The 25552-nt window shown below is 39.1% G+C and carries 28 protein-coding genes; 9 read left to right on the top strand and 19 right to left on the bottom strand.

Going from position 1 to position 25552, the window contains the following annotated elements; translation table 11 throughout:
- Window positions 1-95: 95 nt before the first annotated feature.
- The gene (locus NSQ70_RS08610; protein ID WP_178930203.1) at window positions 96-539 is read left to right on the top strand and encodes a DUF2188 domain-containing protein; all 444 of its coding nucleotides are present in this window, start codon (window positions 96-98) and stop codon (window positions 537-539) included.
- Window positions 540-567: 28 nt separating this feature from the next.
- On the opposite strand, the gene NSQ70_RS08605 is transcribed toward NSQ70_RS08610, so the two are convergent.
- On the bottom strand, window positions 568-1416 hold the full coding sequence (locus NSQ70_RS08605; protein WP_342502549.1) for a Ku protein: 849 nt from the start codon (window positions 1414-1416) through the stop codon (window positions 568-570).
- Window positions 1417-1531: 115 nt separating this feature from the next.
- On the opposite strand from NSQ70_RS08605, the gene NSQ70_RS08600 reads away from it, so the two are divergent.
- Entirely contained in the window at window positions 1532-3397 is a 1866-nt protein-coding gene (locus tag NSQ70_RS08600; protein ID WP_342502548.1) for a DNA ligase D, read from the top strand.
- 34 nt (window positions 3398-3431) lie between these two features.
- Complete coding sequence (locus NSQ70_RS08595; protein WP_008343947.1) at window positions 3432-4127, top strand: YoaK family protein; 696 nt, start codon at window positions 3432-3434, stop codon at window positions 4125-4127.
- Between the two features lie 39 nt (window positions 4128-4166).
- On the opposite strand, the gene NSQ70_RS08590 is transcribed toward NSQ70_RS08595, so the two are convergent.
- From NSQ70_RS08590 to NSQ70_RS08580, 3 genes are all read right to left on the bottom strand, one after another.
- Window positions 4167-4406 carry a hypothetical protein gene (locus NSQ70_RS08590; RefSeq protein ID WP_342502547.1) on the bottom strand — a complete coding sequence of 80 codons (240 nt, stop codon included), beginning with the start codon at window positions 4404-4406 and terminating at the stop codon, window positions 4167-4169.
- Between the two features lie 449 nt (window positions 4407-4855).
- Window positions 4856-5968: a tetratricopeptide repeat protein gene (locus NSQ70_RS08585; protein ID WP_096881452.1), complete on the bottom strand. Its 1113-nt coding sequence runs from the start codon at window positions 5966-5968 to the stop codon at window positions 4856-4858.
- 244 nt (window positions 5969-6212) lie between these two features.
- Window positions 6213-6548, bottom strand: coding sequence for a hypothetical protein (locus NSQ70_RS08580; protein WP_342502587.1), 336 nt, complete (start codon window positions 6546-6548; stop codon window positions 6213-6215).
- Here NSQ70_RS08580 and NSQ70_RS08575 point away from each other — a divergent pair.
- Window positions 6457-7113 (top strand): DUF4573 domain-containing protein, encoded by a 657-nt coding sequence (locus NSQ70_RS08575; protein ID WP_342502586.1) that lies wholly within the window; start codon window positions 6457-6459, stop codon window positions 7111-7113. The genes NSQ70_RS08580 and NSQ70_RS08575 overlap by 92 nt on opposite strands.
- On the opposite strand, the gene NSQ70_RS08570 is transcribed toward NSQ70_RS08575, so the two are convergent.
- Window positions 7097-7441, bottom strand: coding sequence for an S-Ena type endospore appendage (locus tag NSQ70_RS08570; RefSeq protein WP_008343952.1), 345 nt, complete (start codon window positions 7439-7441; stop codon window positions 7097-7099). The genes NSQ70_RS08575 and NSQ70_RS08570 overlap by 17 nt on opposite strands.
- 74 nt (window positions 7442-7515) lie before the next feature.
- On the bottom strand, window positions 7516-8169 hold the full coding sequence (locus NSQ70_RS08565; protein ID WP_110487540.1) for a CotZ-related putative spore coat protein: 654 nt from the start codon (window positions 8167-8169) through the stop codon (window positions 7516-7518).
- A gap of 386 nt (window positions 8170-8555) precedes the next feature.
- On the opposite strand from NSQ70_RS08565, the gene NSQ70_RS08560 reads away from it, so the two are divergent.
- Together NSQ70_RS08560 and NSQ70_RS08555 are read left to right on the top strand one after the other, a co-directional pair.
- Entirely contained in the window at window positions 8556-8927 is a 372-nt protein-coding gene (locus tag NSQ70_RS08560) for an iron chaperone (protein ID WP_327872159.1), read from the top strand.
- Between the two features lie 366 nt (window positions 8928-9293).
- Complete coding sequence (locus tag NSQ70_RS08555; RefSeq protein ID WP_327872160.1) at window positions 9294-9758, top strand: macro domain-containing protein; 465 nt, start codon at window positions 9294-9296, stop codon at window positions 9756-9758.
- Window positions 9759-9816: 58 nt separating this feature from the next.
- Here NSQ70_RS08555 and NSQ70_RS08550 read toward each other — a convergent pair whose 3' ends face one another.
- The 7 genes from NSQ70_RS08550 to NSQ70_RS08520 all read right to left on the bottom strand — a co-directional run bounded on the left by NSQ70_RS08550 (window position 9817) and on the right by NSQ70_RS08520 (window position 17171).
- Window positions 9817-10299, bottom strand: coding sequence for a TIGR01741 family protein (locus NSQ70_RS08550; RefSeq protein WP_110487542.1), 483 nt, complete (start codon window positions 10297-10299; stop codon window positions 9817-9819).
- Window positions 10300-10304: 5 nt separating this feature from the next.
- Complete coding sequence (locus tag NSQ70_RS08545; RefSeq protein WP_327872161.1) at window positions 10305-12230, bottom strand: T7SS effector LXG polymorphic toxin; 1926 nt, start codon at window positions 12228-12230, stop codon at window positions 10305-10307.
- A gap of 337 nt (window positions 12231-12567) precedes the next feature.
- Window positions 12568-12903 (bottom strand): hypothetical protein, encoded by a 336-nt coding sequence (locus NSQ70_RS08540; RefSeq protein ID WP_056704783.1) that lies wholly within the window; start codon window positions 12901-12903, stop codon window positions 12568-12570.
- Window positions 12904-13756: 853 nt separating this feature from the next.
- The gene (locus NSQ70_RS08535) at window positions 13757-13891 is read right to left on the bottom strand and encodes a hypothetical protein (RefSeq protein WP_255817035.1); all 135 of its coding nucleotides are present in this window, start codon (window positions 13889-13891) and stop codon (window positions 13757-13759) included.
- A 2-nt stretch (window positions 13892-13893) separates the two neighbouring features.
- On the bottom strand, window positions 13894-14985 hold the full coding sequence (locus tag NSQ70_RS08530; protein WP_041507240.1) for a Rap family tetratricopeptide repeat protein: 1092 nt from the start codon (window positions 14983-14985) through the stop codon (window positions 13894-13896).
- Between the two features lie 861 nt (window positions 14986-15846).
- Window positions 15847-16302 (bottom strand): NUDIX pyrophosphatase, encoded by a 456-nt coding sequence (locus NSQ70_RS08525; RefSeq protein WP_047946255.1) that lies wholly within the window; start codon window positions 16300-16302, stop codon window positions 15847-15849.
- A gap of 29 nt (window positions 16303-16331) precedes the next feature.
- A complete protein-coding gene (locus NSQ70_RS08520; RefSeq protein WP_047946257.1) occupies window positions 16332-17171 on the bottom strand; it encodes an SMI1/KNR4 family protein in 840 nt (279 codons plus the stop codon).
- A gap of 190 nt (window positions 17172-17361) precedes the next feature.
- Between NSQ70_RS08520 and NSQ70_RS08515 the strand changes: the two genes are divergently transcribed.
- Together NSQ70_RS08515 and NSQ70_RS08510 are read left to right on the top strand one after the other, a co-directional pair.
- Window positions 17362-17781 carry a hypothetical protein gene (locus NSQ70_RS08515; RefSeq protein ID WP_056704781.1) on the top strand — a complete coding sequence of 140 codons (420 nt, stop codon included), beginning with the start codon at window positions 17362-17364 and terminating at the stop codon, window positions 17779-17781.
- A gap of 34 nt (window positions 17782-17815) precedes the next feature.
- Entirely contained in the window at window positions 17816-18076 is a 261-nt protein-coding gene (locus NSQ70_RS08510; protein ID WP_024720407.1) for a YesK family protein, read from the top strand.
- A 129-nt stretch (window positions 18077-18205) separates the two neighbouring features.
- Here the strand turns inward: NSQ70_RS08510 and glnA are convergent, their stop codons facing one another.
- The 5 genes from glnA to spoVK all read right to left on the bottom strand — a co-directional run bounded on the left by glnA (window position 18206) and on the right by spoVK (window position 23744).
- Window positions 18206-19540 carry a type I glutamate--ammonia ligase gene (glnA, locus tag NSQ70_RS08505; protein WP_007499421.1) on the bottom strand — a complete coding sequence of 445 codons (1335 nt, stop codon included), beginning with the start codon at window positions 19538-19540 and terminating at the stop codon, window positions 18206-18208.
- 60 nt (window positions 19541-19600) lie between these two features.
- Window positions 19601-20011 carry a MerR family transcriptional regulator gene (locus tag NSQ70_RS08500; protein WP_007499423.1) on the bottom strand — a complete coding sequence of 137 codons (411 nt, stop codon included), beginning with the start codon at window positions 20009-20011 and terminating at the stop codon, window positions 19601-19603.
- A 91-nt stretch (window positions 20012-20102) separates the two neighbouring features.
- Window positions 20103-21383 carry an aminotransferase class I/II-fold pyridoxal phosphate-dependent enzyme gene (locus NSQ70_RS08495; protein WP_282901009.1) on the bottom strand — a complete coding sequence of 427 codons (1281 nt, stop codon included), beginning with the start codon at window positions 21381-21383 and terminating at the stop codon, window positions 20103-20105.
- A gap of 18 nt (window positions 21384-21401) precedes the next feature.
- A complete protein-coding gene (hflX, locus tag NSQ70_RS08490) occupies window positions 21402-22664 on the bottom strand; it encodes a GTPase HflX (protein ID WP_017359031.1) in 1263 nt (420 codons plus the stop codon).
- 120 nt (window positions 22665-22784) lie between these two features.
- Entirely contained in the window at window positions 22785-23744 is a 960-nt protein-coding gene (gene spoVK / locus NSQ70_RS08485; RefSeq protein ID WP_255835979.1) for a stage V sporulation protein K, read from the bottom strand.
- Between the two features lie 320 nt (window positions 23745-24064).
- Between spoVK and NSQ70_RS08480 the strand changes: the two genes are divergently transcribed.
- A complete protein-coding gene (locus tag NSQ70_RS08480; protein ID WP_008344009.1) occupies window positions 24065-24823 on the top strand; it encodes an N-acetylmuramoyl-L-alanine amidase in 759 nt (252 codons plus the stop codon).
- Between the two features lie 55 nt (window positions 24824-24878).
- On the opposite strand, the gene NSQ70_RS08475 is transcribed toward NSQ70_RS08480, so the two are convergent.
- Window positions 24879-25496, bottom strand: coding sequence for a hypothetical protein (locus NSQ70_RS08475; RefSeq protein ID WP_007499431.1), 618 nt, complete (start codon window positions 25494-25496; stop codon window positions 24879-24881).
- Between the last annotated feature and the right edge of the window lie 56 nt (window positions 25497-25552).

The following is a 25552-nucleotide window of genomic DNA, read 5'->3' as shown; positions in this document are numbered from 1 at the left end:
ATGTATTTCAACCAAGCCATTGGATTGAGATGGTTAAATGTTTGATCCATTGCATATGGGGGAAGGTGTTCAAATAAAAGAAAGGAGTGTTCAATATGCCTTGGACAATGGAAGATTATCCAGCTTCATTCCAATCATTAGACAAAGTCATTCGAAAAAAAGCACTTGAGATGGCCAACAAAATGGTGCAGGAAGGCTATGAAGAAGGTAGAGCGATTCCAATTGCGATCAATCAAGCGAAAGAGTGGAAAAAGAATGCGACGGAAAAAGAAATGGAGGACTTTCACTCTCATGGTTCTGTGACTCCTTCTAAGAAAAGCGGCTCTGCACGACCTGAGCTCATGGATCATGCTCAGCATGTCGTGAAACATGATGAAGGCTGGGCGGTTCAAACTGAAAAAGCGAAGCGTGCAAGTGAGGTAAAAGAAACGAAACAGGAAGCCATCGACCGCGCGAAAGAGATTTCATCTAAAAAAGGAACAGCAGTTGTCATCCACCGAACAGACGGGACGATTCAGGATGTGGTGAAGCCAAAATAAGACCGCCCTTTGGCGAGCGGTCTTTTCTTTATGCATTCTTTTCTTTTTTAGCGGGTGCTTTTCTTTTCTTAGGTGCTGCTTTTTTCGTTTTTTCAGGTTTTGATCGATCGATAGAAGCCTGCAAAGCGGCCATCAAATCGGTGACATTGGATGAAGCCTCTTTTTTACCTGTCGTTGCTGGTTGAACGGTATGTTCTCCAGAGATTTTGTCTCCAATTACATTCATCAGCTGCTCTCTGTATTCATCGCGATAAGCGGCTGGATCGAATGTGGTGGTCAGCTGCTCAATTAAAAGGAGTGCTGTATCCAACTCTTTCTTCACGATATTTTCCTCTTGCGGGATATTCGGGACATCTGATACTTGCCTAATTTCGTCAGGGAAATGAATGGTTTCCATTAGTAAAATATGTTCGTAGCACCTAACAATCGCTAATTGCTCCTTTGAGCGAATCATGATCTTGGCTACACCGATTTTCCCTGATTCTTGTAACGCTTTTCTTAATAATGAATAAGCCTTTGCTCCGCCGGTATCTGGAGATAGAAAATAACTTCTTTCATAATAGATGGGGTCGATCTCTTCTATCTTCACAAAATCAATGATTTCGACGGCTTTTTCTTCATTTTCTTTTCTCAGCCTTTCGAGTTCTTCCTCATCCAATTCAATGAATTTATTTTTGGCATACTCGTACGCTTTTACAATTTGCTCTGGCGCTACCTCCTCGCCGCAGTTAGCACAAACCTTTTGGTAATTAATCGGCGTATGGCATTCTTTATGAAGCTGTCTTAATTTAATATCTTTGTTTTCTGTAGCGGTAAACAGCTTGACTGGAATATTCACCAGTCCGAAGCTAATGCCACCCTTCCATACTGTATGCATCGTAACGCCTCCGTTCTTTTCTCCTTACTATGCAATGTTTTCATCTGAGTTATGTATGTTTATGAAAATTTCATCCCACTCTAAGAACACATGATGTAAGGAAGTGAAAAACACAATGAAACCGATGCGTTTAACGTCTGCACATGATATTCCTGTTGGAGCAGACTGGCTGTATGAATTAAAATATGACGGCTTCAGGGCCATTCTTATTTTGGAAAAAGACACCATCCATTTAGAGAGCAGAGCCGGAAAGCGATTAAATGAACAATTTCCTGAAGTCATTGATCAGTGCCAGCAACTAACAAAGCAGCTTGCACCTTTTTTACCGCTGACCCTAGATGGAGAATTGGTCTTTTTACTGAGTGAACAAGAAAGCGACTTTACAAAGGTTCAGCAAAGAGGCCGCCTGAAAAACACAGAAACCATTCAACGCCAGGCTAAGCGGTTTCCATGTCATTTGATTGCATTTGATCTATTGAGATTTAAAGGGAAATCCCTCGTTGATTTACCGCTGATTGAAAGAAAAGCTGAGCTGCATGAGGTGTTCCAAGCAGCAAATCTTCCTCCCTCCGTTCAGCTGAATCACCCCTCTCTTCTTCAAATCATCCAAACCGATAGCAGCCCTGATGACATGAAAAAAATCATGCTGACCTATTTAGCGGAAGGATTAGTTGCTAAAAAGAAGATGAGTAAATGGCAGGAGCACACCCGCTCGAAAGAATGGCTCAAAATCAAAAATTGGCGGTATGTATCTGTCATCGTGACTTGTTTTGATAAAGACAATGGCTATTTTCAAGGATGTCTTTATCAAGAAACGAATCTCATAGAGGTTGTCCAATTTAAGCATGGTTTTTCTAAAGAAGAAGAACAAACCCTGCGCACCTTATTTCTAACCAAAGGTCAAATGACTGGAGCATCACATTATGAAATCCCACCATCCATTGTCGCAAAGATTGCCTGTATCTCTTTTGATGGATCAGCCTTACGAGAGCCCCGGTTTTCTTCGTTTTTATTCGATGCAGATCCAGCAACGTGTACCTTTCAACACATGCTCAAACAGCTTTATCCGCTCCCAGCTATGATTGACGTCACCCACCAAGAGAAACCGGTTGTACCTGCCCTTCATATCACAAAGGCAGATTACTTACTTTATTTGAGGCAAGCCGCTCCCTATTTATTACCCTTTTTACGTGAAAGACGTCTTACGTTAATACGCTTTCCTCATGGCACTGGTGGAGAATCTTTTTATCAAAAGGCAACGCCCGATTATGCGCCTGATTTTGTTGAGACAGATCAAGCGCACGATATTTCTTACACAATCTGTAATGATCCTAACACGTTGCTTTGGCTTGGTAACCAGCTGGCGATGGAATTTCATATTCCTTTTGAAACGAGAGATACGGATCGGCCTGTAGAAATTGTATTTGATTTAGATCCGCCTTCTGTTAAAGCGTTTCACCTAGCAATAGAAGCAGCCAAACGAATCAAGGTCATTTTAGATGGACTCTTTCTCACCGCATTTATTAAAACAAGTGGTGGGAAAGGGCTGCAAGTTTATATCCCATTGAAGAAAAATGCCTTCACATATGAACAAACTAGACAATTCACTGCGTTCATCTGCCAATTTTTATGTGAACAAGCACCCGAGCTGTTTACGCTAGAGCGTCTAAAGAAAAACCGCGGCAACCGTTTATATTTAGACTACCTTCAACATGATGCTGGAAAAACAATCATCGCCCCGTATTCCCCGAGAGGAAACGAGCTCGGACTTGTTGCAACACCGATTGAATGGGAAGAATTAAACAGCGAAGAATGTCACCCTTCTTTATTTACGATGCCGGCTGTTATGAAACGTCTAAAGGAAAAAGGCGACCCATTCCGGCAAATGAGGCACCATGTGAATGATGATTCTTTTCGACAAGTTTTATATCAGCTGCAGGACATGTTACCAGCTCATAAAATGGACATACGCGGTCATTAAGCGTTACACTTATTCATTAGAGAGAAAGAAAGGGATGACCATTTTGACCGCACACTCAATACGAAACATTGCCCTGATGTTCTTATGTCTTACCGCAGGAATAGTGGATGTTATTGGCTATTTAAGCCTAGGGCACGTGTTTACAGCAAATATGACGGGAAATATAGTACTGCTTGGCATTGCAGCAGGCAGTTCATTGCAGTTAACCGCTCTTCATTCCATCACGGCACTTAGCGGATTTGTTCTAGGTGTTTTACTAGCTGTTGTCATAGGTGGAAAACAAGAAAAAACATTTTGGCCAAAAGCCGTTACACGCATCTTTATCATAGAAGTCATCATCTTGCTTCTATTTGCTCTTATGACCATTTTTCCTTATACGCAAGGTGCTTATTTTATGCTGATTATCCTTTTAAGTATGGCGATGGGCATGCAAACGGCGGCCGCACGCAAATTAAATGTCGCTGGCATTTCTACAACAGTTTTAACGAGTACACTTGCTAACTTATTTGAAGATTTGGCGCAACGCTTATCAAATCGGGAAAAAAGAAAAGCCCCTATTCAACATGTGAGCTTGCTGCGAATCGGTTCTATTGTCTTTTACTGCCTAGGAGCTGCTTTAGCTGCGTATACAGATGCGTACGATCCGTTTATCATCATTTGGCTGCCTATTTGCATCCTAGGGGTTATTGTGATCACAGCTACATTTAAGCACTTTCACCAATTGAAATAGCCAATCTTAGATGGCTATTTCAATCACTGTGATGAAACATTAATAACTTCTTACATAAAAACCAGGAGGACGCCCCAAAATGAATGTGGAGCCATATGGAGAATATCCAGAAAACGTCCCGAACCCCCCATATCCAGGGTAACCTCCTAAGCCCGAGAACACGCCAGGGCTCACATAATACCCGCCAAAGCCAATATGAGGTCCCACTGCTCCGCCGCTAAAACCGCCGCCATGAAAGCCTCCATACACCCGTGAATCCATACAATCACCTGCCTTCAACTTACACCTCACCTCATCTCATCATATGCGTGACAAATGGAGCGGTGTTCCCTCTTTTGTAACAATTTCTATGTACAATAGACCAATTTGATGAAATTTGAATGAAAAGTCCTGCAAAAAATTAAATTAAGCAAAGAAAGGTGACCTTTTTAACTTGTTGCTCTGCCCTATGTTTATTTAGAATAATGGAGCAGGTAACAAATTTGCACACCCCCTTTGTTGCGAATTCTTCTTATTAAACGTTCTTGCAGCGTTTAATAAGAAGAGCCTATTTTCACCCATATAAAAAACCCTTGCTGATCATCATCAACAAGGGCGAGATATGATTGGGTAATTAACCACCAATGATTTTTTCTGCTACTTCGAAAGAACCCGCTACATTTTCAGTTAAAACAGCCGCAGCGACCGCTAAACCTACAACGAATAATACTTTTAATCCTGTTTTCATCTTATATCAACCCCATTCTTTTCATATGTAAATCCGCTTCTAAACTTTTATTCAAGTAAAAAACAGACTGCTCATATAGTGCTTGATTTTCACAATACTTTGCAGCAAAGTGAGAAAGCTCTTTCACTTCATGATATTCATTCTTTTCTTCTAACTTTCTTAATTTCTCATTAATTTGCTGAAATCTTTGTGGCACATTCGTTAAGTAAAGATCATGTACGATGCCTATTTTGAGCTGAAACACTTCATGAGAAGCTTCTTTCATTCGGGCATATGCAGCCTCTATATACTGGCTTGCACGCTGCTTTTCACCAATCACACAGAGTTCCCGGCTGATCAGATACGTAGAATGGAAAAAGAAATCTGAATCATAATACTCTTGATGAGACAATGCTTTTTCAAGATGTCGTATAGATTCTTTCGGTTTATTCCAAAATGAATATAAAATGGCCACATTATGGTGGTGCTGAGCCAGCATAAAATCATCCTGTTCGCTAGTCAACACCTCTTCCGCTAAACGATAATTCTCAAGCGCTTCTTCGTACCTGCCAATCTCTGTAAGGTTGGCTGCAATAAGAGAATATGAAAGTGCAGTTCTTCTTTCATAGTGCTTGTGACGTTTATAGACGTGTAGAGCCCTACGAATATAACTTAATGAAAGCATAATATGACTCAGGCGATAGTAAAGCCACGCGACCTTAAAATCGAAATCAGCGCGTTCAATTTCACTTGGAATTTTATCTAAGAGCTTTTCCGCACTTTGATACATCTGTAATGCAACCTCATAATTCCCCTGATGCTGTTCATACACACCCTCATAAAAATCAAAATAATAAGCAAGGCGATTAGACAAATCATCATCTTTTTTTCCATAATGGCCTTCTATACTTTTCGTTGAAACATTGCCTTTTTGCCCTCTTAAATTGTACATCAGAATATGATGCCTTTTCTCTAGAAGAGAATAATACATGAGGATGTCATTATCATCAATTTCCTCTACTGCCTGTTTCGCTTTAGCAAATAGCCGTTCTGCCTCATCTGCATGATCTTTTTTGATTTCCATGTTCCAGTCATTTAATAGTGATGCCAATTCCGCCACAGGAACTTTGCTCATTCTACACCCCCAATCGCCTTCAGCTACACCACATGATTTCACTAAATATGGAACTTCTATTAGCAATTGCTAATTCGTCCATTTGACATCATTTTAATATGAATCACTTGAATCTTCAATAACCGATTCCTTTGTTATTGCGTTTCTTTCTCCTAGTCAATGATGTATACACTAAAAATTCCGTCTTTTTTCTATCAAAAGGCACGGTTGAATTGAAAAAAAGCCCTTATTGGGCTTTTTGTTATTATTCCAATCTGATAATGGTTAATGCCGCTCCGACAGATCCCCCGCCAAGTAATACTACGGTTGCGACTAAACCAAATATTTGAAGAGATATTTGATTCCCTGCTGCAAGTGTTGTAACGAGAGATACATTGTAGGTAGATGTAGATAAAGCGGGCGTTAAAATAGACCCTGCTATGGGGGTTCCGTTGTTAATTACCCTTGTTCCTGCCAGAAGTGCAGCGTTTGTATTTACTTGATACGTGATGAAATACCGTCCTGAAACAGGTACAGTAAACACCGTATTACCACCACTAACGGTAAATCCATCTAAACTTTGGTTATTAGGCAGCGTCACTGCCGTTCCGCCTAAAACAACCAGCACCGTACTTCCCGACGTATTGGATGCGTACATCGAGTTAGTTGTTAAACTAGTACCGGTTGGACCTGTGTCACCTGTTGCTCCGGTTGAGCCAGTTACTCCCGTTGGACCTGTGGCTCCAGTTGTGCCCGTTGCACCGGTTGGACCTGTGGCTCCCGTTGGGCCAGTTACTCCGGTTGAACCCGTGGCTCCTGTTGCCCCGGTTACTCCTGTTGAACCTGTGGCTCCTGTTGGACCCGTCGAGCCGGTTGCGCCGGTTACTCCGGTTGAACCCGTGGCTCCCGTTGAGCCAGTTACTCCTGTTGAACCTGTGGCTCCCGTTGCGCCAGTTACTCCGGTTGAACCCGTGGCTCCCGTTGCACCGGTTACTCCTGTTGAACCCGTGGCTCCTGTTGTCCCTGTTGCGCCAGTTACTCCCGTTGGACCTGTGGCTCCAGTCGGGCCGGTTATTCCTCCACACATATTAAGTTGGGCGCACATGTCTCTCACTACTTTCAAACTGTGGAATCTTCAAGACATACACACTAATACTGATAATTGAGAGAAAACGAAACGACAATACTTCCAGTCGAGGTTCCACCAGTAGCTAAAATCCCAATCGAGTTCAGATCACTGAGCGTAATGGATCGACTCTCTCCTGGCGGTACCGTGAAATCAGGAACTGCTGTACCGTTTACCTCTAAAGCCACAGTAGGTGCTACAGCCACAATCCCATTGTTTTCCACCATGATGGTTCCGTTTATGACATAAGGTGTTCCATCTGTCCAGACGACAACTGCATCAGCTGCTGCTGCTAAATCAAGTGTGAAGCATACTGCATCATTTACAAAGCCCGCTTGTTCATTACTACATCCGCCTAAAATAGCCATTTTAACCCTCCTTCAACCTAGTCTTGATAGACTATGATCCATTGATATTGGATGATTGTGCGATTATCACAGCTTCAAAGCTTTATTTTTCTTCTTTGCACCATGTTGATTTGCATGTCTAATCGTGCTTGCACATTTTCAGTTGATGGAGATTTCAAGATAAATTTCACATCTTTCACAGTAATCGCACGACTTTCTCCTTTTTGGACAAGAAGATCATAACAAAATGTACCAGTTTGAATCCTAATTGCGACTGGTACATCCTGATGATCTTGATGATGCAACACAACAGTTGCCGTATTGAGAAATTTTGTTCCATTCCGCCATACTTCCACCGAACTGGGCGTTGTGGAAAAACAAAGAAAGATGTGGTGAGATTCTATGTTTTTTAAAATAAGCGCATCATATACAGGAAGCTCTACTTCAATGATTCCACATAAAAAAGAAAGATCTACAAGAATTTTCGAACTGGATCGATACAAAACTTTTTGAGAGCATGTTGATCTATTGCAGCACGGTACAAGAAGTTCCAACACCACACAATTCTGCTTTTCATTGATAGAACTCAAAGAAAAATAGCAAGTCTTAAACACACTTCTTTCAAAAAACACCCATGAGTAAAAAGGTTCCCCATCTTCCATGGTGAGCAAAAAGGGAGAACTCATCGAACGTTTGTGAGTAAAGCCTTCTAATTTTGTTTGATTGTTTATCTCTTTTAGTTTACTCATCAACAGGTTTGTCACTTACAATCAGCCCAATTCCATGCTGTATACATAACTATATGGTCTTTTATCATATGTGCCTTTGACTATTTTGTGCGATTGGATTAGATGATGAGCATAGCTTTTCATTTTTCAAGTTTCTCTATATAATATGAACAAGAACTTTCCGTGCCTCAGTAGCTCTAGAAGGGAAGAGCGCCGTAAAACAATTGTAGCTGGCGGGTCGCAAGGCAAGGGTTTCAGAAGCACCGAAAAGCAAATAAGCTGAGACAGGTGAAACTCCTGTCGGTGAAATTCCGTAGGGAAGCGTGTTGCCCCCCTAGCCTATGCTTACGAAAGGAGTGCGGGTTCGAATCCCGTCTGAGGCTTGATGAATATGGAGGATGAAAACAATGCAGGTTTTTGAAGAATATGTAAGCAATATCGGTCATCCAGAGCTGAAACAGCGCATGCAAGACATCTTACAATGGATTTCAGACACATTCCCTCAATTAGAGCCAAAAATTGCTTGGAATCAGCCCATGTTCACAGATCATGGCACATTTATTATTGGATTTAGCGTCGCAAAACACCACATTTCTGTTGCTCCAGAAGGAAAAGGGATTGATCACTTTTCAGCAGATATTGTACAAGCTGGTTATGACCATGGAAAAAAGATGTTTCGGATGAAGGAAAGCTTACCGATTGACTATCCTCTGTTAAAAAAAATCATCGAATTTAACATTGAAGACAAAGCAGATTGTTCCACATTTTGGCGAAAATAATAAACACCCCGATCTGATGTCATAACAGATTGGGGTGTTTTTTCGTGGACTTACATATTATTTGGTTCTCTCTCCTGTCCATTTCTGCTCCACCCATTCATAGCCTGACAGAAGCAGGCTAACGCCCTTTTGTGATAGCGGCCAATAAACCGTCTAAGAATTAACCGATTTGTTTCTATTTTATCCACAAGGCTCTCCTGACTGTTTGTTCTTTATCTTTGACTCTTTTAGATGGCATACACTGTTTTTGACACTCTGACCGTACTTATTTTTAAAAGTCCAAGTGCATTTTGCAATGAAATAACGTCATCAAAACTGCTATAATAGAACATAAGTTTCTATTTTATCAAAAAGGGATGACTTAAAATGATTAAAACGGTAGAAGGCAACATCTTAGAGGCAAAAGAAGACATCATCTGTCATCAGGTGAACTGTAAGGGTGTCATGGGAGCAGGATTAGCAAAGCAAATCAAAAGCAAATACCCAAATGTGTATAAAGACTATAAACGTTTATGTGCAGAACAAGGAGATGATTTATTAAGCTCCGTCCAGTTCATCACAACGAGCGACGGAAAAACCATTGCCAACTTATTCGCCCAAGTTGGATACGGAAGAAAAACAAAACAAACAGATGACGACGCATTACGCAGCTGCTTTGAACATCTAAAACAGACAGTGACAAATCTAAATGAAGAGAATCCCCTTCATTCTATCGCCATTCCTTATGGGATCGGCTGCGGCTTGGCAGGTGGCGATTGGACGGTTGTTCGAGAGATGATAGAAGAGGTCCTTGGTGAGTGTGAAGTGACGGTTTATCGGTTAAATAGGTAAAATGAGAAATTCTAATGAATTACAAAAACCCTCCTTCATTTATTTGGAGGGTCATTTACTATTTGTTATTTTCTTCTTTATTTTTCAAATAATTTAGCACAGCTTCTTTATCTTCCTCATCTTCAGGTAGAAATCCGAACGTTTCGTATTCCCAAACGGCTATTCTTTGTACATTGTCAATACCTAAAGAATAAACATCTTCGTATCCAAAATCAGTTGAGAATTTACCCGATTTCTCCAACTCGAGAGTAGCTGTTGTCCAAGCACCTAGACCATTTTTTATATATTCCTTCTTCAACTCTTCAAGAATTTCACTGAGCTCGACAAATAAATGTTTATATGTAGAGTTACTTACACTATATCGTTTTGGAATATCGTGACCATAGACTCTTTCTTCATTATTAGGTTCAGTAAAATAAAAGGTAATTCCTGCTGAATCATCCAATATTTCTGCATACATCCAAACTTTATCCCAATCACATGGAATCATTTCATTAATTGCTTCTGCTATTTTTTTATAATTCAATTCTAATCCTTCCATTATCTTTAGCCTCCAGGTTGATTCTTAATTTTTTCAAGATAGGATCGTTTTCCAATGTTATATTCGATGACGAAACTATCTGGTCTTAAGGAATCATCTTTATAGATAGGTTCAATGCTAACTTCTACATGTTTAGGTGGATCAGCCCTCAATGCCTTCAACCATCTTTGCTCCATCTCATACCATTTCCCGCCACTTCGATTAATTTGTGAACTCATTGGTACAAGATTATCAATATCTCCAGACCCTTTAAAAATAGAGGCAATTAAATGACCTCCATCATCTTTTAATAATCGATCCGGCTTACCTGAATTGGATTGAGCATATTGGTTTCTTTTGACCTCTCCATATTTTAAATTATTTGCTTCTACTTTGACAATGCGACCATAGTGATCTGTTGTGTAGGTGTAACCTTGCTTTGTTGAATAAACGACATTCGGTTTTAATACCTTTTTGCGTTTCCATCGCACATAGTGATCTCCGTAACTGACAACGGTCGGTGGTGATTTGGGTGCTGGTAATCTTCTGCCTGTCTGAGAGATACCGTATCCTGAGTTGTTGTCTAGACGCTTTGCCATGGAGAGGAGTTTATTTTTGAGGTTTTCTCCGTCAAACACGTTATAAGGGAGTTTCCCTCCACCTGCTAGTTGAAACTTTGGTGAATATGGCATTAGATTCGGAATAGAGACTCTATCTAATGATTTTGCTCCTTGTTCAAGGCTTTTCTTCACTGTTGTTTTGGCCGCTGTTGTCCCTGTTTTTGTGATGGCTCCTGCCCCTTTAGAACCAAAGACAATTTCTGCAAGAGAACCAGTCGCATAGGCGAACCAGTGTGACCGCGAATACGCATCACCATCTATGACCTCTTTTTGGAATGAGTCTGAAATCGACTTTCCAATCGCTTTCGACGTTTCAATTGGATGAGAAACAGCCGTTACGACTGATTCAACGGCACCTCCAGGATCTGTCACAAGATCGTAGATACCAACTACTGTATCTTTTGCCACATCATATAGACCCACTGCAGCACCTTTTACACTATCAACAAATACCTCCGATGCTTCTTCCTGTGCTTTGATTTGGAGAAGCTGGCTGTAATACATTTTTTGATCATATGTGAGATTCTCATAACCGATCTCATCTACAATCTCAAAGTACTTCGCTTCTGATAGACACGAAGGATCATTGAGCTTTTCTTTCAGTTCTTTGATTCTTCGTTTTTCTTTTTCATCTTTTTTCACCTTTAAATAGGCTTTCACTTGAGCATCAATCTGATCATGGTTCTTGTACACGTCTGTCTCATGAAATGCTTTTGCATCATAATACATTGGCTGCGCATTCTTTCCTTTTCCAGTAGCAGCCATCATCTTTGCATAAAAAGTGTTGAGGTGGTTCTCAACCGCTTCTGACTTTGCGTATTCCGTTTTTAAATCATTGTCTATTTGATGTAAAACTTCAATGGTCTCTTTTCTTTTTTTGTTCGCATCATCTAAATGTTCATTGACCTCTTTACTTGAAAAAATATGTAATTCAATTAAATCACTGATATCGTCAAAAATAGTGGAAAGAGCCTCTTTTTGTTCTTTGACCATATCTTTATTGTTTTGAATCCCTTGTTTCAATTGAGTGTCTAAAAAGTGCTCATCAATAAAAGTACTCCCGCCTAATGATTCATCATCAAGCTTTCCTTTGACTCCATCTAAAAAAGCCTTTTGCATATCGATAAAATCAAGATAAGCGTCTGTGTACAGCGCAAGATCCTCATAAAAAGATTTGATATTGTCTGCACCTTTTCCAGTAAATTCATCACCTAACCCTGACACACTTTTTAATGCTTTTTTCACAAGTTTCACTTCTTCTTGAAGCTCATGATAGGCCTTTGATCTCTGTTCTACAGCTGATAGTAAAGATGGAGCATCTAATATTTTCATATAAAAAAGACTCCTTTTATGGCATATTCTTTTACTAGAATACCATAAGGAGTCTGACACTTTAATCCACTTTATCGTTTTTTAACCAATTTTGAAGGATTTGAACATACTCATTGAATGAGATGCTGTTATCAATAGGAATTAATAAGGAATCCTTAATAAAGAGAAGGGCTTCACTCTTCTCTTATCTATCTCCATATACAAAGCTATATTCTGTTTACCATTCATTTATTTTCACACCTACATGTAAAGAAAGAACTTTCTCCATCCCTTACTCCAAGTAAACATAAAGCTAAAAAAGGTTAAACTATACTCCACTAAAAAAAGAAAAACCCTATTATAAGGGTTTTTCTTTTTTGGAATCGTAGTCTTTAATAATATCAATTGGATCAATCGCATCATCATCTTGTGTATATTCCTCTACATAAGGAGTAATTAATTTCTCAAACTGCTTTTCATCATCCACTAGAGCAATACAAGTTTCATACCCTTCAAAATCAGATGGGTATAAATTTGCAACAGCACTACCAGTTTTTAAAGCCTGATCTATCGCATTTTTTAATTCCAATAGACCCTTCCTGTTTCCTAAAATCAATGCTTCTCTGTGATGAGTTTCTTGAGCATATATATTACACATCTCTAAAACATCATCATCATCCACTTGAATAGACATTCAAAAGCACCTCTGAAGTTAAATTTTAGTTCATTATATAATTCTTAATGTCAACATGCCAAAGAGCCATGACCTCAAACGTCTGATCCCAATAGTGATTGCGGACACCGCAAACAAAAATAGCTCAAACTACTTAACGGTACTTTGCTCCTTTTTATATTTCATTACTTTTATAATTCTATAAACTATCACTGCAACATAGCATGTAACTAATGTAATCAGATATTCAAAAGGAAAATCTCTTTGTACACCTTGATAAAGAAAAATTGCCAAAAGGCCTGTAAACAAAACTATTTGAAAAACTTCTTTTTTTATCATCCAAATCCCCCGATATACATTCACTTACGTTTTATACTTTTAATTACAATCCAGAGAAAGTTATGTTACCGTGAAATTATAAAACAATCAGTCTTAACATTCTACAGTCAGTGCCATATTTAGGATTTAAGTAACAAAATTGAAAGTATGTTCTATATTTATTTTTATCTCAAATTGTTTTCTTCTCTTTCTTCATAAAAACATCCTGAAATTCTTCATAAATTTTTTTTCGTTTTTTCAGAATCCCATGCTTTATACACCTCTCGCATAAATATATACAGTGAGATTGGGTAATACCCAGAGTTCCTCTAACTGACACTGAAAGTTTCCTCTTCAAAAAGCTTAATACATTCATTTGTTTTTTTAGTATCTCTATACGCTGCCATCAAAGCAAATGGAGCACCTAATATTTTCATATAAAAAAGACTCCTTTATGGCATATTCTTTTATACCATAAGGAGACTGACACTTTAATCCACTTTATCGTTTTTTAACCAATTATCCTCCACAGTGATGGATTAAAACCCTATCCCTTTTATGATCCTGCACCTCTTGAGGAAAGTAACACTATCTCATTTTTAGCATCTGCCTGAGTTTGTTGTACAACAGGCATTCCAAGAATTGTACCTAATAGCAAAGCAGTAGTAATCATCATCATTATTTTTTTCATGATCATATGACCTCCTTTCCTATAAGCGTACAAGATTTTAAAGCCAATTCCAAGAAATAGTTACTTTCTTCATAAAGATTTAACTTCTTATAAATGGAGGCAACATCAGGAGCTAAAGACTCTATATCAACATATGCTTTTCTTCCTTCCAAAAGACCTAGTTCTTTCTTAATGTCCTCATAGCTTTCCTGTGGTGTTGTATAACATTTCTCAAGGATATTGAATTTTAAAATAAAGTTTGTGTTCTGCTGTTCTTTAGAAAAGGTTTTCCCCTCAGCAACCCAACTTATTGCCTGATCCAACTGATTTGATTTATAGCTTGATCTTGCAAATTCATACGCACATTGTAAGTATGAAACGGGAGCTGACTGTTTTAGATCATCTGCGGAAATTGCTTTGTTGAAATATTCAATTGCTTCTATATGGTGGTCATCCTGAATTTTTAGAAAGCCTAGATCATAATAAGCTAACGCTAACAATCTCTTATCGTTCTTTTCAATCAGTCTCTCAACACAATCCAAAAGCATTTTTTCAGCTTTGTCTAGTCTACCATCATCAATCAAATTCAGTGCCAACAACATATTACAGTTTATGGTCTGTATGCTGTAGCCTTCATGACCCTTGTAGATGTCCTTTGCTGTTTGTAGATGATGGTGAGAAAGGAGCGTGACCTTATTGAAATAGTAGAGTGTACCAATTTTATAATGGAACTCAGCCTTTTCAATTTCATCATGTACCTTGTCCAGTTGTCTCTCAGCTACTCTGAATAGGACTAGAGCTTCTGAATAGTTATTCTTTGCACTCTCATACATACCTTTAAAAAGATAAAAGTAAAACCTTAGCATGTCATCTGTTTTGACTCTTTCACTTTCTGTTATGGTTGGTTGCCCAACTAAATCTTCCATAAGCACCTTAAACCTGTAATCAAGAATATTGAAATAGAGTAAAACATCTTGATTTTCTTCCATTTCGCCTAACATATCTTGAATCTCATCCCTCAACTCTACTGCTTGTGAAACTTCCCTCTTTTTAATATGTAAATACCATTTGTTGAGAGTGTTTGCTACATCGACAGAAGAAATCAAATTCGACATTCCATTACCCCCTTGCTATCATTTCCTTTGTATAATTTTAACATGATATTTACAACATATGTAAAGACAAGATGTTTATTATAAAAGTTTTCGGTATCCCGCAAAATACAATAGTGTGTATTTATAAAAGGTATGTTTTGTGTAGAACGCATTAAAATAGGAATGACATGGCAGTATAGGTATACTGTAACACAAGAAGTAACAAGTGTTTTCTAAGGTAGATTTATTACATAGAAGAAGCGTTTCCTCTACAAAACATGATTGCTTAGAAGTGATATTGAATTTAGTGGTGTAGAAACAACTATAAAACATTTTCTATAGGAACACTTATTCTCTTTTTTAAAACACTGAAGCAAATGGCTTCAAGGGCTTTTTTTATTAATACTGAGACATATACTGATCGCGTTCCCATGGGTGTATGGGTGCGGATTATAACCTATTCTATTATAAACCTTGATTTATAGAGATTTTCCTCTTAAAAAAATAATACAAATCATAAAATGAAATTACGGGTGATTCATAGGTGTTTTGTGGGTATTAAAGGAGCATGAAATGAACATACTCTCAAAGCTATGCTTTAAGCACGAGTCAGCAACCTCTACTCTGTCAAGGTGAATGACATCTACCGAAGAGAACAAAATTACTTTGGAAAAGACTCATTTAATAAGGTTCTATGATGAGCCTTTCTGATAAAAAAGGTGAATTTCTGAAGAAAAAACTGAAAGAGTTCGTCCCCAATCCGTCCCCATAAAGAACAGACCATGTAGGGTCTGTTTTAATTTTGCGCTTTGAGATATTGTTTAAGGAAAAAGCTTTGCTATAGAGGTAATGTCCAAAGCTTTTCGATTAATTTCCGCTCAATTATTGGCTTTTCAGCTCACACTTTGATAGCCTTTTGTTTAGTTCCCACAAAGCTGTTTTGTTACTATCCCATTTTAAAAGAGTTACCGCTTCCTCAAAACACACCCATTTATAATCAACGTGTTCTTTAGATAATTTAATATTTTTTGTAGAAACTTTAACGCCAAAAGAAAATTCTTTTATCACATAAACATCTTTTCCCCAAAGAAATTCACCAACTACATCCTCTACGGGTAGTGAAGACACAGAATCGAGTTTTATATATGGACATTCTCTTATAATACCAGCCTCTTCAAACGCTTCCCGTTTTGCTGCTTCAATAGGAGTCTCACTATCTTCTCCACCACCAGCAATTCCTTGCCAATAACCATAATCTCTTCGATGAAAAATAGCATATTGAATGGAATTTTCAGTTTCTATATAAGGAAATATCAATACTTGATACGGTGCTCTCATTGCTTAACCTCTTTTTTAAAAAATTCACCTTAAATAATACTCTCAACCTCAATAAGAATAAGTTCGCCTACATTTACTACAAGTGGATCTTCATTACTTTGTAAGAAATTAGATATTTGTTGCATCAGTTCTTTAATATTATTATTGATTGGCATATTTGGATTCAATAAGAGAATGTTAATAATCGTATCAGCTACTTCATAAAGATCATCTTCATCTTTTGTTTTTTCAATGTGATATTGCATCTTTTTAAAAAACCATTCAATTTCGTTTAAATCAACCATCGGATAATATTGAATTTTATACAGATTATCTTCATCAAGGACGTCCAATTCAAATATGGCTTTAAGTTCTTCTTTACTTAAATGCTCTTCAGGAAGCTCATATTCACCCTCTGCTGCTTCCTCATCAACACTGTACTTAGCTGTATAAAGCCCCTCAATGAATTCATCAAAGGAATCTGCTAACTTAAAGTCTTCTTCCATCTCAACATCAAAATAATGAATTGCAGGATTCTCTTTCGTTTTTCGATAATCCATCGCTACCCAAGTATGGCCATCCCCGTTGATCAAAACAAGCCCTTCTGGCAGCTCCCACTCTTTTATCAAATAGGCACTATCCATAATTCCTTCATCTTCAGCAATTCCCAGCAGGTGATTAAATTGAATATGATCCTCAGCCCATGAATTAGAGTGAGTGGTTGGAAAAGCATTATGAATGGTATAACCACCATTCTGTTCTAATATGAGCTTTTTATATGTATCTGGCAAAGTGATTCCAAGTTTCTTTTCAGCTTTAGCTATTTCTGCTTCGTTGATCTTTTTTAACGTATAGTAACCTTCCTCGTCTATTTCCCAAAATAATTTCAAGGTGATGCCTCCTAGTAAAATATGCACATAAGTATACCATCTTGATGAGTATATTTGACAATTTAGTCAAAATAAAAGAAGAATATTTGTTACTTAGTCATTCGCAATGTCTATTTTTGTCGAAACGATAGTAAAAAGAAGGTACTTCATGTAAAATTTCCTTTGCACCTAAAAATCAGGAGGATCCAATATGAAGAAATTATCTATATTCATTTTTATTTGTTTAATGATGCTAACAGCTTGCAGTAGCGCAGCATCAAATGAAAAACAGCTCACGACAGCCAATATTATTGAAGCTTTTAAAAGTGCTGGGCTTGAAGCAGAAAAACCATCTGATCTTAAACAAAAAGAGTTTGGAAATATAAGAGAAGAAGGAAAAAGAATTCTTATTCCTTCCTTAGGTGAAAATGCTGGTGGAAGGATTTTTAAATTCGGAAATGAAACTGATTTACAGCAGGCGAAATCTTATTATGATGAGTTAGGCAATGCTGGATCTATGTTCTTCTCTCACACCTATTCAAAAGGAAACTTTTTATTACAAATGAACGGTGAAATGAAAGATTCTGAATTTGAAAAGTATAAGAAAGTAATGGATGAGGAAATAAAATAATTTCATATATTTTTAAAAGAAGGAAGGTCAATAAATGTCATCATTTTGGCTGCTAACAGTTATCCTTACGATTGTTATATTGGGTGTTTCTTTGATCTTTAAAAGAAAGAATGCACCTTTACAGTATGGAATACCATCGATTCTCATTCTCATCAGTATTATCTTATTATTAATAAGTTTTTTCGTAGGAAAGTGGGAAGGTTTAGGACTGGGTGCAATCAGTATATCTTTACTGATTGCATCTGTGATCACCTTAATTATTAATAGTACCTTGAGTTATTTTAGTCATAAATAACATAGAGCCACTTCTGCATAAGAAGTGGCTCTTTCGATTATTAAAAGTGAAATATGCATGAAAATATCACAAGACCAACTAATTAAATAAAAACCCCCTGAAGCCAATGGCTCCAAGGGGTTTTCTTTATTAATACTGAGACATATACTGATCGCGTTCCCATGGGTGTACTTGGGTTCTAAACATATCCCATTCGATTTCTTTTGATTCGATGAAGTGCTCGAATAAGTGATCGCCTAGTGCGTTGATCATGACTTCGTTTGACTTGAGCAGCTCAAGTGCTTCTGCAAGTGTTGCAGGTAAGTCAGCGATGCCGTTTTCAAGGCGCTCTTCTTTGTCCATGACATAGATGTTTCTGTCGATTGGCGCTGGTGCGTCTAGTTTGTTTTTGATTCCGTCTAGACCTGCTGCAAGTAATACGCTTAGTGCAAGGTATGGGTTTGCAGATGGGTCTACACTGCGTACTTCTACACGTGTGCTAATGCCGCGTGATGCTGGAATACGAATCAATGGGCTGCGGTTTTGTGCACTCCATGCTACGTAGCAAGGTGCTTCATAGCCAGGAACAAGACGTTTGTAAGAGTTCACCGTCGGGTTTGTGACCGCTGTGAAGCTTGTTGCGTGCTTCACAATACCTGCGATAAAGTGTCTAGCCGTCTCGCTTAATTGTAAGTCTGCTTTCTCATCAAAGAATGCGTTTTTACCATTTTTAAATAATGATAGGTTACAGTGCATACCAGATCCGTTTACACCGAACAATGGTTTTGGCATGAATGTCGCATGAAGTCCGTGCTTTCTAGCGATTGTTTTCACAACAAGCTTGAACGTTTGAATGTCATCACAAGAACGGATGGCGCCTGCATATTTGAAATCAATTTCATGCTGACCAGGTGCTACTTCATGGTGAGAAGCTTCAATTTCAAAGCCCATTTCTTCAAGCTCAAGCACGATGTCACGGCGGCAGTTTTCACCTAAATCTGTTGGTGCAAGGTCAAAGTATCCACCTTTATCGTTTAGTTCGAGCGTTGGCTCGCCTTTTTCGTCTAATTTAAATAAGAAGAATTCTGGCTCAGGTCCAAGGTTGAAATCACTAAATCCTAGTTCTTCCATTTCCTTTAAGATACGCTTTAAGTTGTTACGAGGGTCTCCATCAAATGGTGTTCCGTCTGGCTTATAAATGTCACAAATAAAGCGTGCAACTTTACCTTTTTCTGCTGTCCAAGGGAAAATAACAAACGTGTTTAGATCTGGATATAGGTACATATCTGATTCTTCAATACGTACAAACCCTTCAATAGATGAACCATCAAACATACATTTGTTATCGAGAGCTTTTTCTAACTGGCTCACAGGAATCTCAACATTTTTAATTGTTCCGAGAATGTCTGTAAATTGCAGACGGATGTACTTTACGTTTTCCTCATTTACTAATTTTACGATATCTTCTCTTGTGTACTTTGCCATTTCGTAAAACTCCTCCCCTACAAAAGGTAAAATGTGTATAGCAATGCTTTTGCTAATTGGTTAACGGAAGAACCTTGACATATCCCCCTGCCTAAAGGTCGTTCCTTGTTGGAAACGTCCAGCCTGAATGAGTTCCTTCTTCAGTAGCTTCCTGAGTTCATCATCTGTCAAGTTGTGCTTCGCTGTGGTTTTCTCCTCTGTCTTTGTTTCAGACGATGGATTTTCTGCCTCAGCTTTGGCAAAAAGTTTTTTGATTCCTGCCATGTTTACACCTTGTTCGATGAGGTTTTTGATTTCTAGTAATTTATCAACATCATGGAAAGAAAATAATCGGCGATTCCCATCACTTCTAGCTGGAAATACTAAACCATTTTCCTCATAATAGCGAATTTGTCTTGCAGATAATTCTGTTAGCTGCATGACAATCCCAATTGGGAATAAAGGCATTGAGCGGCGAATGTTATCACTCATCTCAACTGTCTCCTCCTCTTTGCTTAAATTTATTATATGTCATGTTATATTATGTGTCAACGAAATGTTAGGAATATTAACATGGATTTTTTTATCGAGCAGGCACTTCAATAAAACCTTGCTCTAGTAAGGCATCTACAGCACTGCAAATGGCATTTTTCACATGGGCGTACGTGAGACCACCCTGAACATAGGCTGTGTAAGGCGGTCTAATTGGACCATCAGCTGATAATTCAATGCTGGCTCCTTGGACAAATGTGCCCGCTGCCATAATAACATCGTCCTCGTATCCAGGCATATAGCTCGCATGAGGTGTGACATGACTGTTAATCGGTGATGCATATTGAATGGCCTGACAAAATGCAATCATTTTTTTAGGGTCTCCAAATTCTACAGATTGAATCAAGTCGGTTCTTTTCGCATTCCACGACGGGTTTGTTTGGAACCCGAGTTTTTCAAGAAAACGCGCTGTAAACACGGCACCTTTTAAACTTTGTGCAACAACATGCGGTGCTAAGAAAAATCCTTGATACATTTCCTGGAGCGCATACAGCGATGCACCCGCTTCACTGCCGATGCCTGGAGATGTCATTCGATAAGAACAAGCTTCTACCCATTTTTCTTTTCCAATAATGTAGCCGCCCGTTTTGGCAAGGCCGCCGCCTGGGTTTTTAATGAGCGAACCTGCCATAAGGTCTGCACCCACATGACACGGCTCTTGTAATTCAGTAAATTCACCATAACAGTTGTCAACAAATACAATGATGTCCTCATTGATGTCTTTCACAAATGAAATCATTTGTTCAATTTCTTCTATTGTAAAGGATGGTCTTGACGCATAGCCTTTAGAACGCTGAATCCCGATGACTTTTGTTTTTTGGGAAATAGATTCTTTGACTTTGTCGAAATCGACAGATCCATCTTGACGCAAATCAATGGCTTTGTAATCGATCTGAAAATCTTTTAATGAGCCTGTCCCTTCTTTGCCGCGAATCCCAACAATCTCTTCTAGGGTATCGTAAGGTTTCCCCGTCATGTAGATTAATTCATCACCAGGTCTTAGCACACCAAATAAGGCGATGGAAATGGCATGTGTTCCAGAAATGATCTGCGGGCGTACAAGAGCGCTTTCCCCTCCAAATACATCCGCATAGATCTTTTCTAACGTGTCTCTTCCCATATCATCGTAGCCATAACCAGTTGTCGGGTTAAAATGAGAGTCACTGACTTTATGTTTCCGGTAGCTTTCAAGAACCCGCCACTCATTTTGTTCGCTCTTTCGATCAATTTGCTGATGTATTTGTGAAATGTCTTGTTCTGCTTCTGCTGCTATTTTTTCTAAAATGGTGCCATGTTTTAAAGTGTGAAACATCGTGATTTAATTCCTTTCCTACAACATATACTTCTTGATTTGTCCTAATATGGTTTGCTCCTCACCACTAAATCCAGTGATGTCATAAAGCTCTGCTTCCTTTTGAAATTCCAGTGATTCCACCAAGGTTTCTGACTTCAAGGCAGATATGAGTTTCCCTTCATATGCCGGAATTCTTACATGATATGGCTTTAAAAAATCTTTTTTCAGTTCAGCCATGATATCCGCTTTTAACCGCTTCACATCTTCCTCGCGCCTAGCACTGATTAAAATGTGGCGCTGCTTTGAGGAAGGGATAAAATCCGGCCGGATTTGGTCTTTTTTGTTATAGACAGTCAGCATCGGAATACGGTCAGCTTCTAATTCTTCTAAAAGCTTATGAACCGTTCGTTCATGCCCTTCATAATCCTCATTTGAAGAATCGATCACATGAAGCAAATAGTCTGCTTCTTTTACTTCTTCAAGAGTGGAACGAAATGCTGCAATCAGTGTGGTTGGAAGGTCTTGAATAAAACCAACTGTATCGGAAATCAGTACACTGTAGCCAGATTCAAGTGTCATTTTACGCGTCATTGGGTCAAGTGTGGCAAACAGCAAATCTTCTTCATGGCTATCCGCTTCTGTTAACTGGTTAAACAATGTTGATTTCCCGGCATTTGTGTACCCGACAATAGCGATTTGGAATACGCCATTTTTCTTCCGTCGTTCCCGGTATCTCGTGCGATGTTCTTTGACTGCAGACAGTTGTCCGTGAATTTCGTGTATGCGGTTTCGAATATGACGTCTGTCTGTTTCAAGTTTTGTTTCACCTGGACCTCTTGCGCCAATTCCGCCGCCTTGTCTTGAAAGGCTGATCCCTTGTCCGCTCAGTCTCGGCAAGGCATACTGAAGCTGGGCAAGCTCTATTTGCAGCTTCCCCTCTCTTGTACGGGCTCTTTTGGCAAAGATGTCTAGAATCAATTGCGTACGGTCAATAATTTTCACATCTAAGGCAGTCGCCAAAGCTTTTAACTGGCTAGGCGAAAGCTCGTCGTTAAAAATAATAACGTCACAGTCTAACTCGTCGCAAAGCACTTCAAGCTCTTCCACTTTCCCTTTCCCGATGTAAGTCGCGCTGTCTTGTCTATTTCTTTTTTGCGTCATGATGCTGACAGCTTCACCGCCAGCTGTTTTGGTTAAGGAAGCTAATTCTTCCATAGAATATTGAAAGCGTTCATCCGTTATATGCGGCAGTTGACAGCCGACAAGGATCGCTTTTTCGATCATTTCATGTTCATTCAACGTCAGTTGTTTCCTTTCTGTACTTAAGTTTCAGTAGTACCATCATACCAAACACACCACACGTATACCACCATTCGGAAGGTTTAATTTCTTGTCTCTTTACAAAAAGGATACGCCATTTCAAGAAGGCGTATCCTCTTTCATTTGCAGATCATGGCTTTTAATCGTAAGTAAGTCTTTTTTATCATAATGATCCACAAGAAGCAGCCTCATCGCCTGAGTTCGAATCGCTTTTTCAATGGTGTTTCGCACAAAACGGCCGTTGCTGAATTTGGCAGGACTCGTTGTGCTCTTGATGTGCATTAAATAGTCTCGCAGTTTCCATTCTGCCTCTTGGGTAAAGACATATTCCCGATCGGCCATCATTCGTTTTGCAATATCCATCAGCTGATCGACCGTATAATCAGGGAAGTTGATATTGATCGGAAATCTCGATTGCAGACCAGGATTTAGAGAAAGAAAATGATCCATTTCCTTGGAGTATCCAGCTAAGATGAGGATGAATTCATGCTGCTTATCCTCCATATGTTTTACAAGGGTATCAATGGCTTCTTTCCCGAAATCCTTCTCTCCTCCGCGGGCAAGAGAATAGGCTTCATCGATGAACAAAATGCCGCCTAGTGATTTTTTAATCAAATCTCTTGTTTTTTGAGCTGTATGTCCAATGTATTCTCCAACCAGATCTCCTCGTTCTGCTTCAATTAAGTGCCCCTTTGAAAGAACATTCATTTCAAAGAAAAGCTTCCCGACAAGCCGTGCAACCGTTGTTTTCCCTGTGCCAGGATTTCCTTTAAACATCATATGAAGCGCTTGTTTTCCTACCTTTAATCCTTGTTCTTGTCTTTTTTGATTGACAAAAATCCAAGCATAAATTTCTTTTATGTTTCGTTTCATTTCTTCCATCCCGACAAGGCTGTTCATTTCTCGTTCTATTTCTCGTAAGATGCTGTGTTTGGCCTCATTTTTTTGCAAGGTCTCTAAGTATTCTGCCTCTGAATCTGCATCAACCAATACTTGCTTCTGTCCATTAAGTATAATGTTGATTTGGCCGTTATTTTTATATGTGACAGCTCGCTCCAACGTATTCACCTCTCGCTCTTCTCTCTTTAATCTATTCGGGTGGAGCTGTAATCGTGACAATCGCCCGCACTAGCATCTGTTTACTGTCAAAATGACCCGAGATACCGGTTATTGTAGGGGATTGTGCGGTTTCCCAGGAAATGATGTGCTATTTCCATTGTATTCATCCATTTCGGGCGGACAAACCAACAATTTGTTTTTTCTTAGAAAAATGGCGCTTTTTCATCACAAATTGTGCAGAAAAGAGTCTCAATGATTTCCGCATTTTGTACAGGCAATTTTTCTATTTCCTCATAAAATAAAGACGAGGTGATGAATAGATGGTGAAAATTTTTATTGATCCTGGCCACGGAGGAACAGATTCTGGAGCTGCTGCTAATGGACTTTTGGAGAAAAATATCACACTGCAAATTGCGCTTTTTCTGAGAGATATGTTGATTAGTGAATATGATGGGGTTTCCGTCCGCTTAAGTCGTTCAATTGACCAATCCGTCACGTTATCCCAGCGTACGAATGCGGCAAACAGCTGGGGAGCTGACTATTTCGTGTCTATTCATATTAATGCTGGCGGAGGCACAGGTTTTGAAAGTTATGTGTACCCTGGCGTTTCAGCACCAACCACCACGTATCGCAATGCCCTTCATGATGAGATTGTCCGCTCCGTTGATTTTGCCGACCGCGGCAAGAAAACGGCGAACTTCCACGTTCTGCGGGAAACTTCTATGTCTGCCATTTTAACTGAAAACGGTTTCATTGATACGGTAGCTGATGCAAATAAGCTCCGTAACGCTACTTTCCTTCAAGGGATCGCTCGTGCTCATGCCACTGGATTAGAAAAAGCCCTTCAATTGAAAAAAAAAGCAAGTAACCTATATAAAGTGCAAGCAGGGGCTTTCAAGGTCAAAGCCAATGCGGATGAACTAGCAGCTACACTCAGATCCAAAGGATTTGAAGCGCTGGTCGTACTGGATAGCGGCATGTACCGAGTCCAAGCTGGCGCTTTCCGTTCAAAGCAAAATGCAGATGACCTCGTCGCTCGATTAAAGCAGGCCGGTCACGACGCATTCGTTTTTCAATAATCTAAAAAACAAACCGGCTCAAGTCATCTTTAGAGCCGGTTTGTTGTCTATCCAATTATGCTAAAATGTTCACGACAAATTGAGACCATGTTTCAAGACGATCGAAGTACTCAGGCTTTTTCAAATCTGTTACTTTCATCCATTTGCCTGAGATTTGATCTGTTTCTTTTACTTCTACATGAGCACCTGGCGATAATTCAAGGGCTGATAACAGTCCGATGTGCACACGGCCGACACTGTTGTCATCATCATTAATGAGTCCAAGGGTTTTCATCTCAAGTTTGTCTTCCTCTTGAATCGAAAGTTCCTCGTCCAGTTCACGATCGGTATTTTCTTTTAGAATCTCAGCAAATTTTTTTCCTTCAATGAAATTCATATGACCCCCAAAGCCAAGAGATAACTTATGATGTAAGCGCGTCTCTCCCCCGCCTTGAAGTCTTTCATATACATACACTTCGTCCTCACGCTTAATCACGACATAAGGTATCGGCTGTTTGAAGTCAGGATTTTCTTCTGCATCGCCTCTTCGCATCTGCTCGAAGTGCTCTTCGATTTCTTTCATAATGGTGCTGATTGTTTTCTCTTCACTATTCACACCATTAAACGCAAGTGTTTCGTTTTGGAACACGCGTGCGCGCGGTGCAACTAAAATCATTTCGTCCATTTTTCCCATGTTCGGTAACCTCCAGTATGTAACACATTGTTAGAAATGGCAAAAAGCCAAAACGA

Source organism: Bacillus sp. FSL R5-0397, assembly GCF_038593395.1.
Classification (GTDB): Bacteria; Bacillota; Bacilli; order Bacillales; family Bacillaceae; genus Bacillus; species Bacillus altitudinis.
Note: the sequence above shows the minus strand (reverse complement) of the source record. Positions and strands in the feature narration are given on the sequence as shown.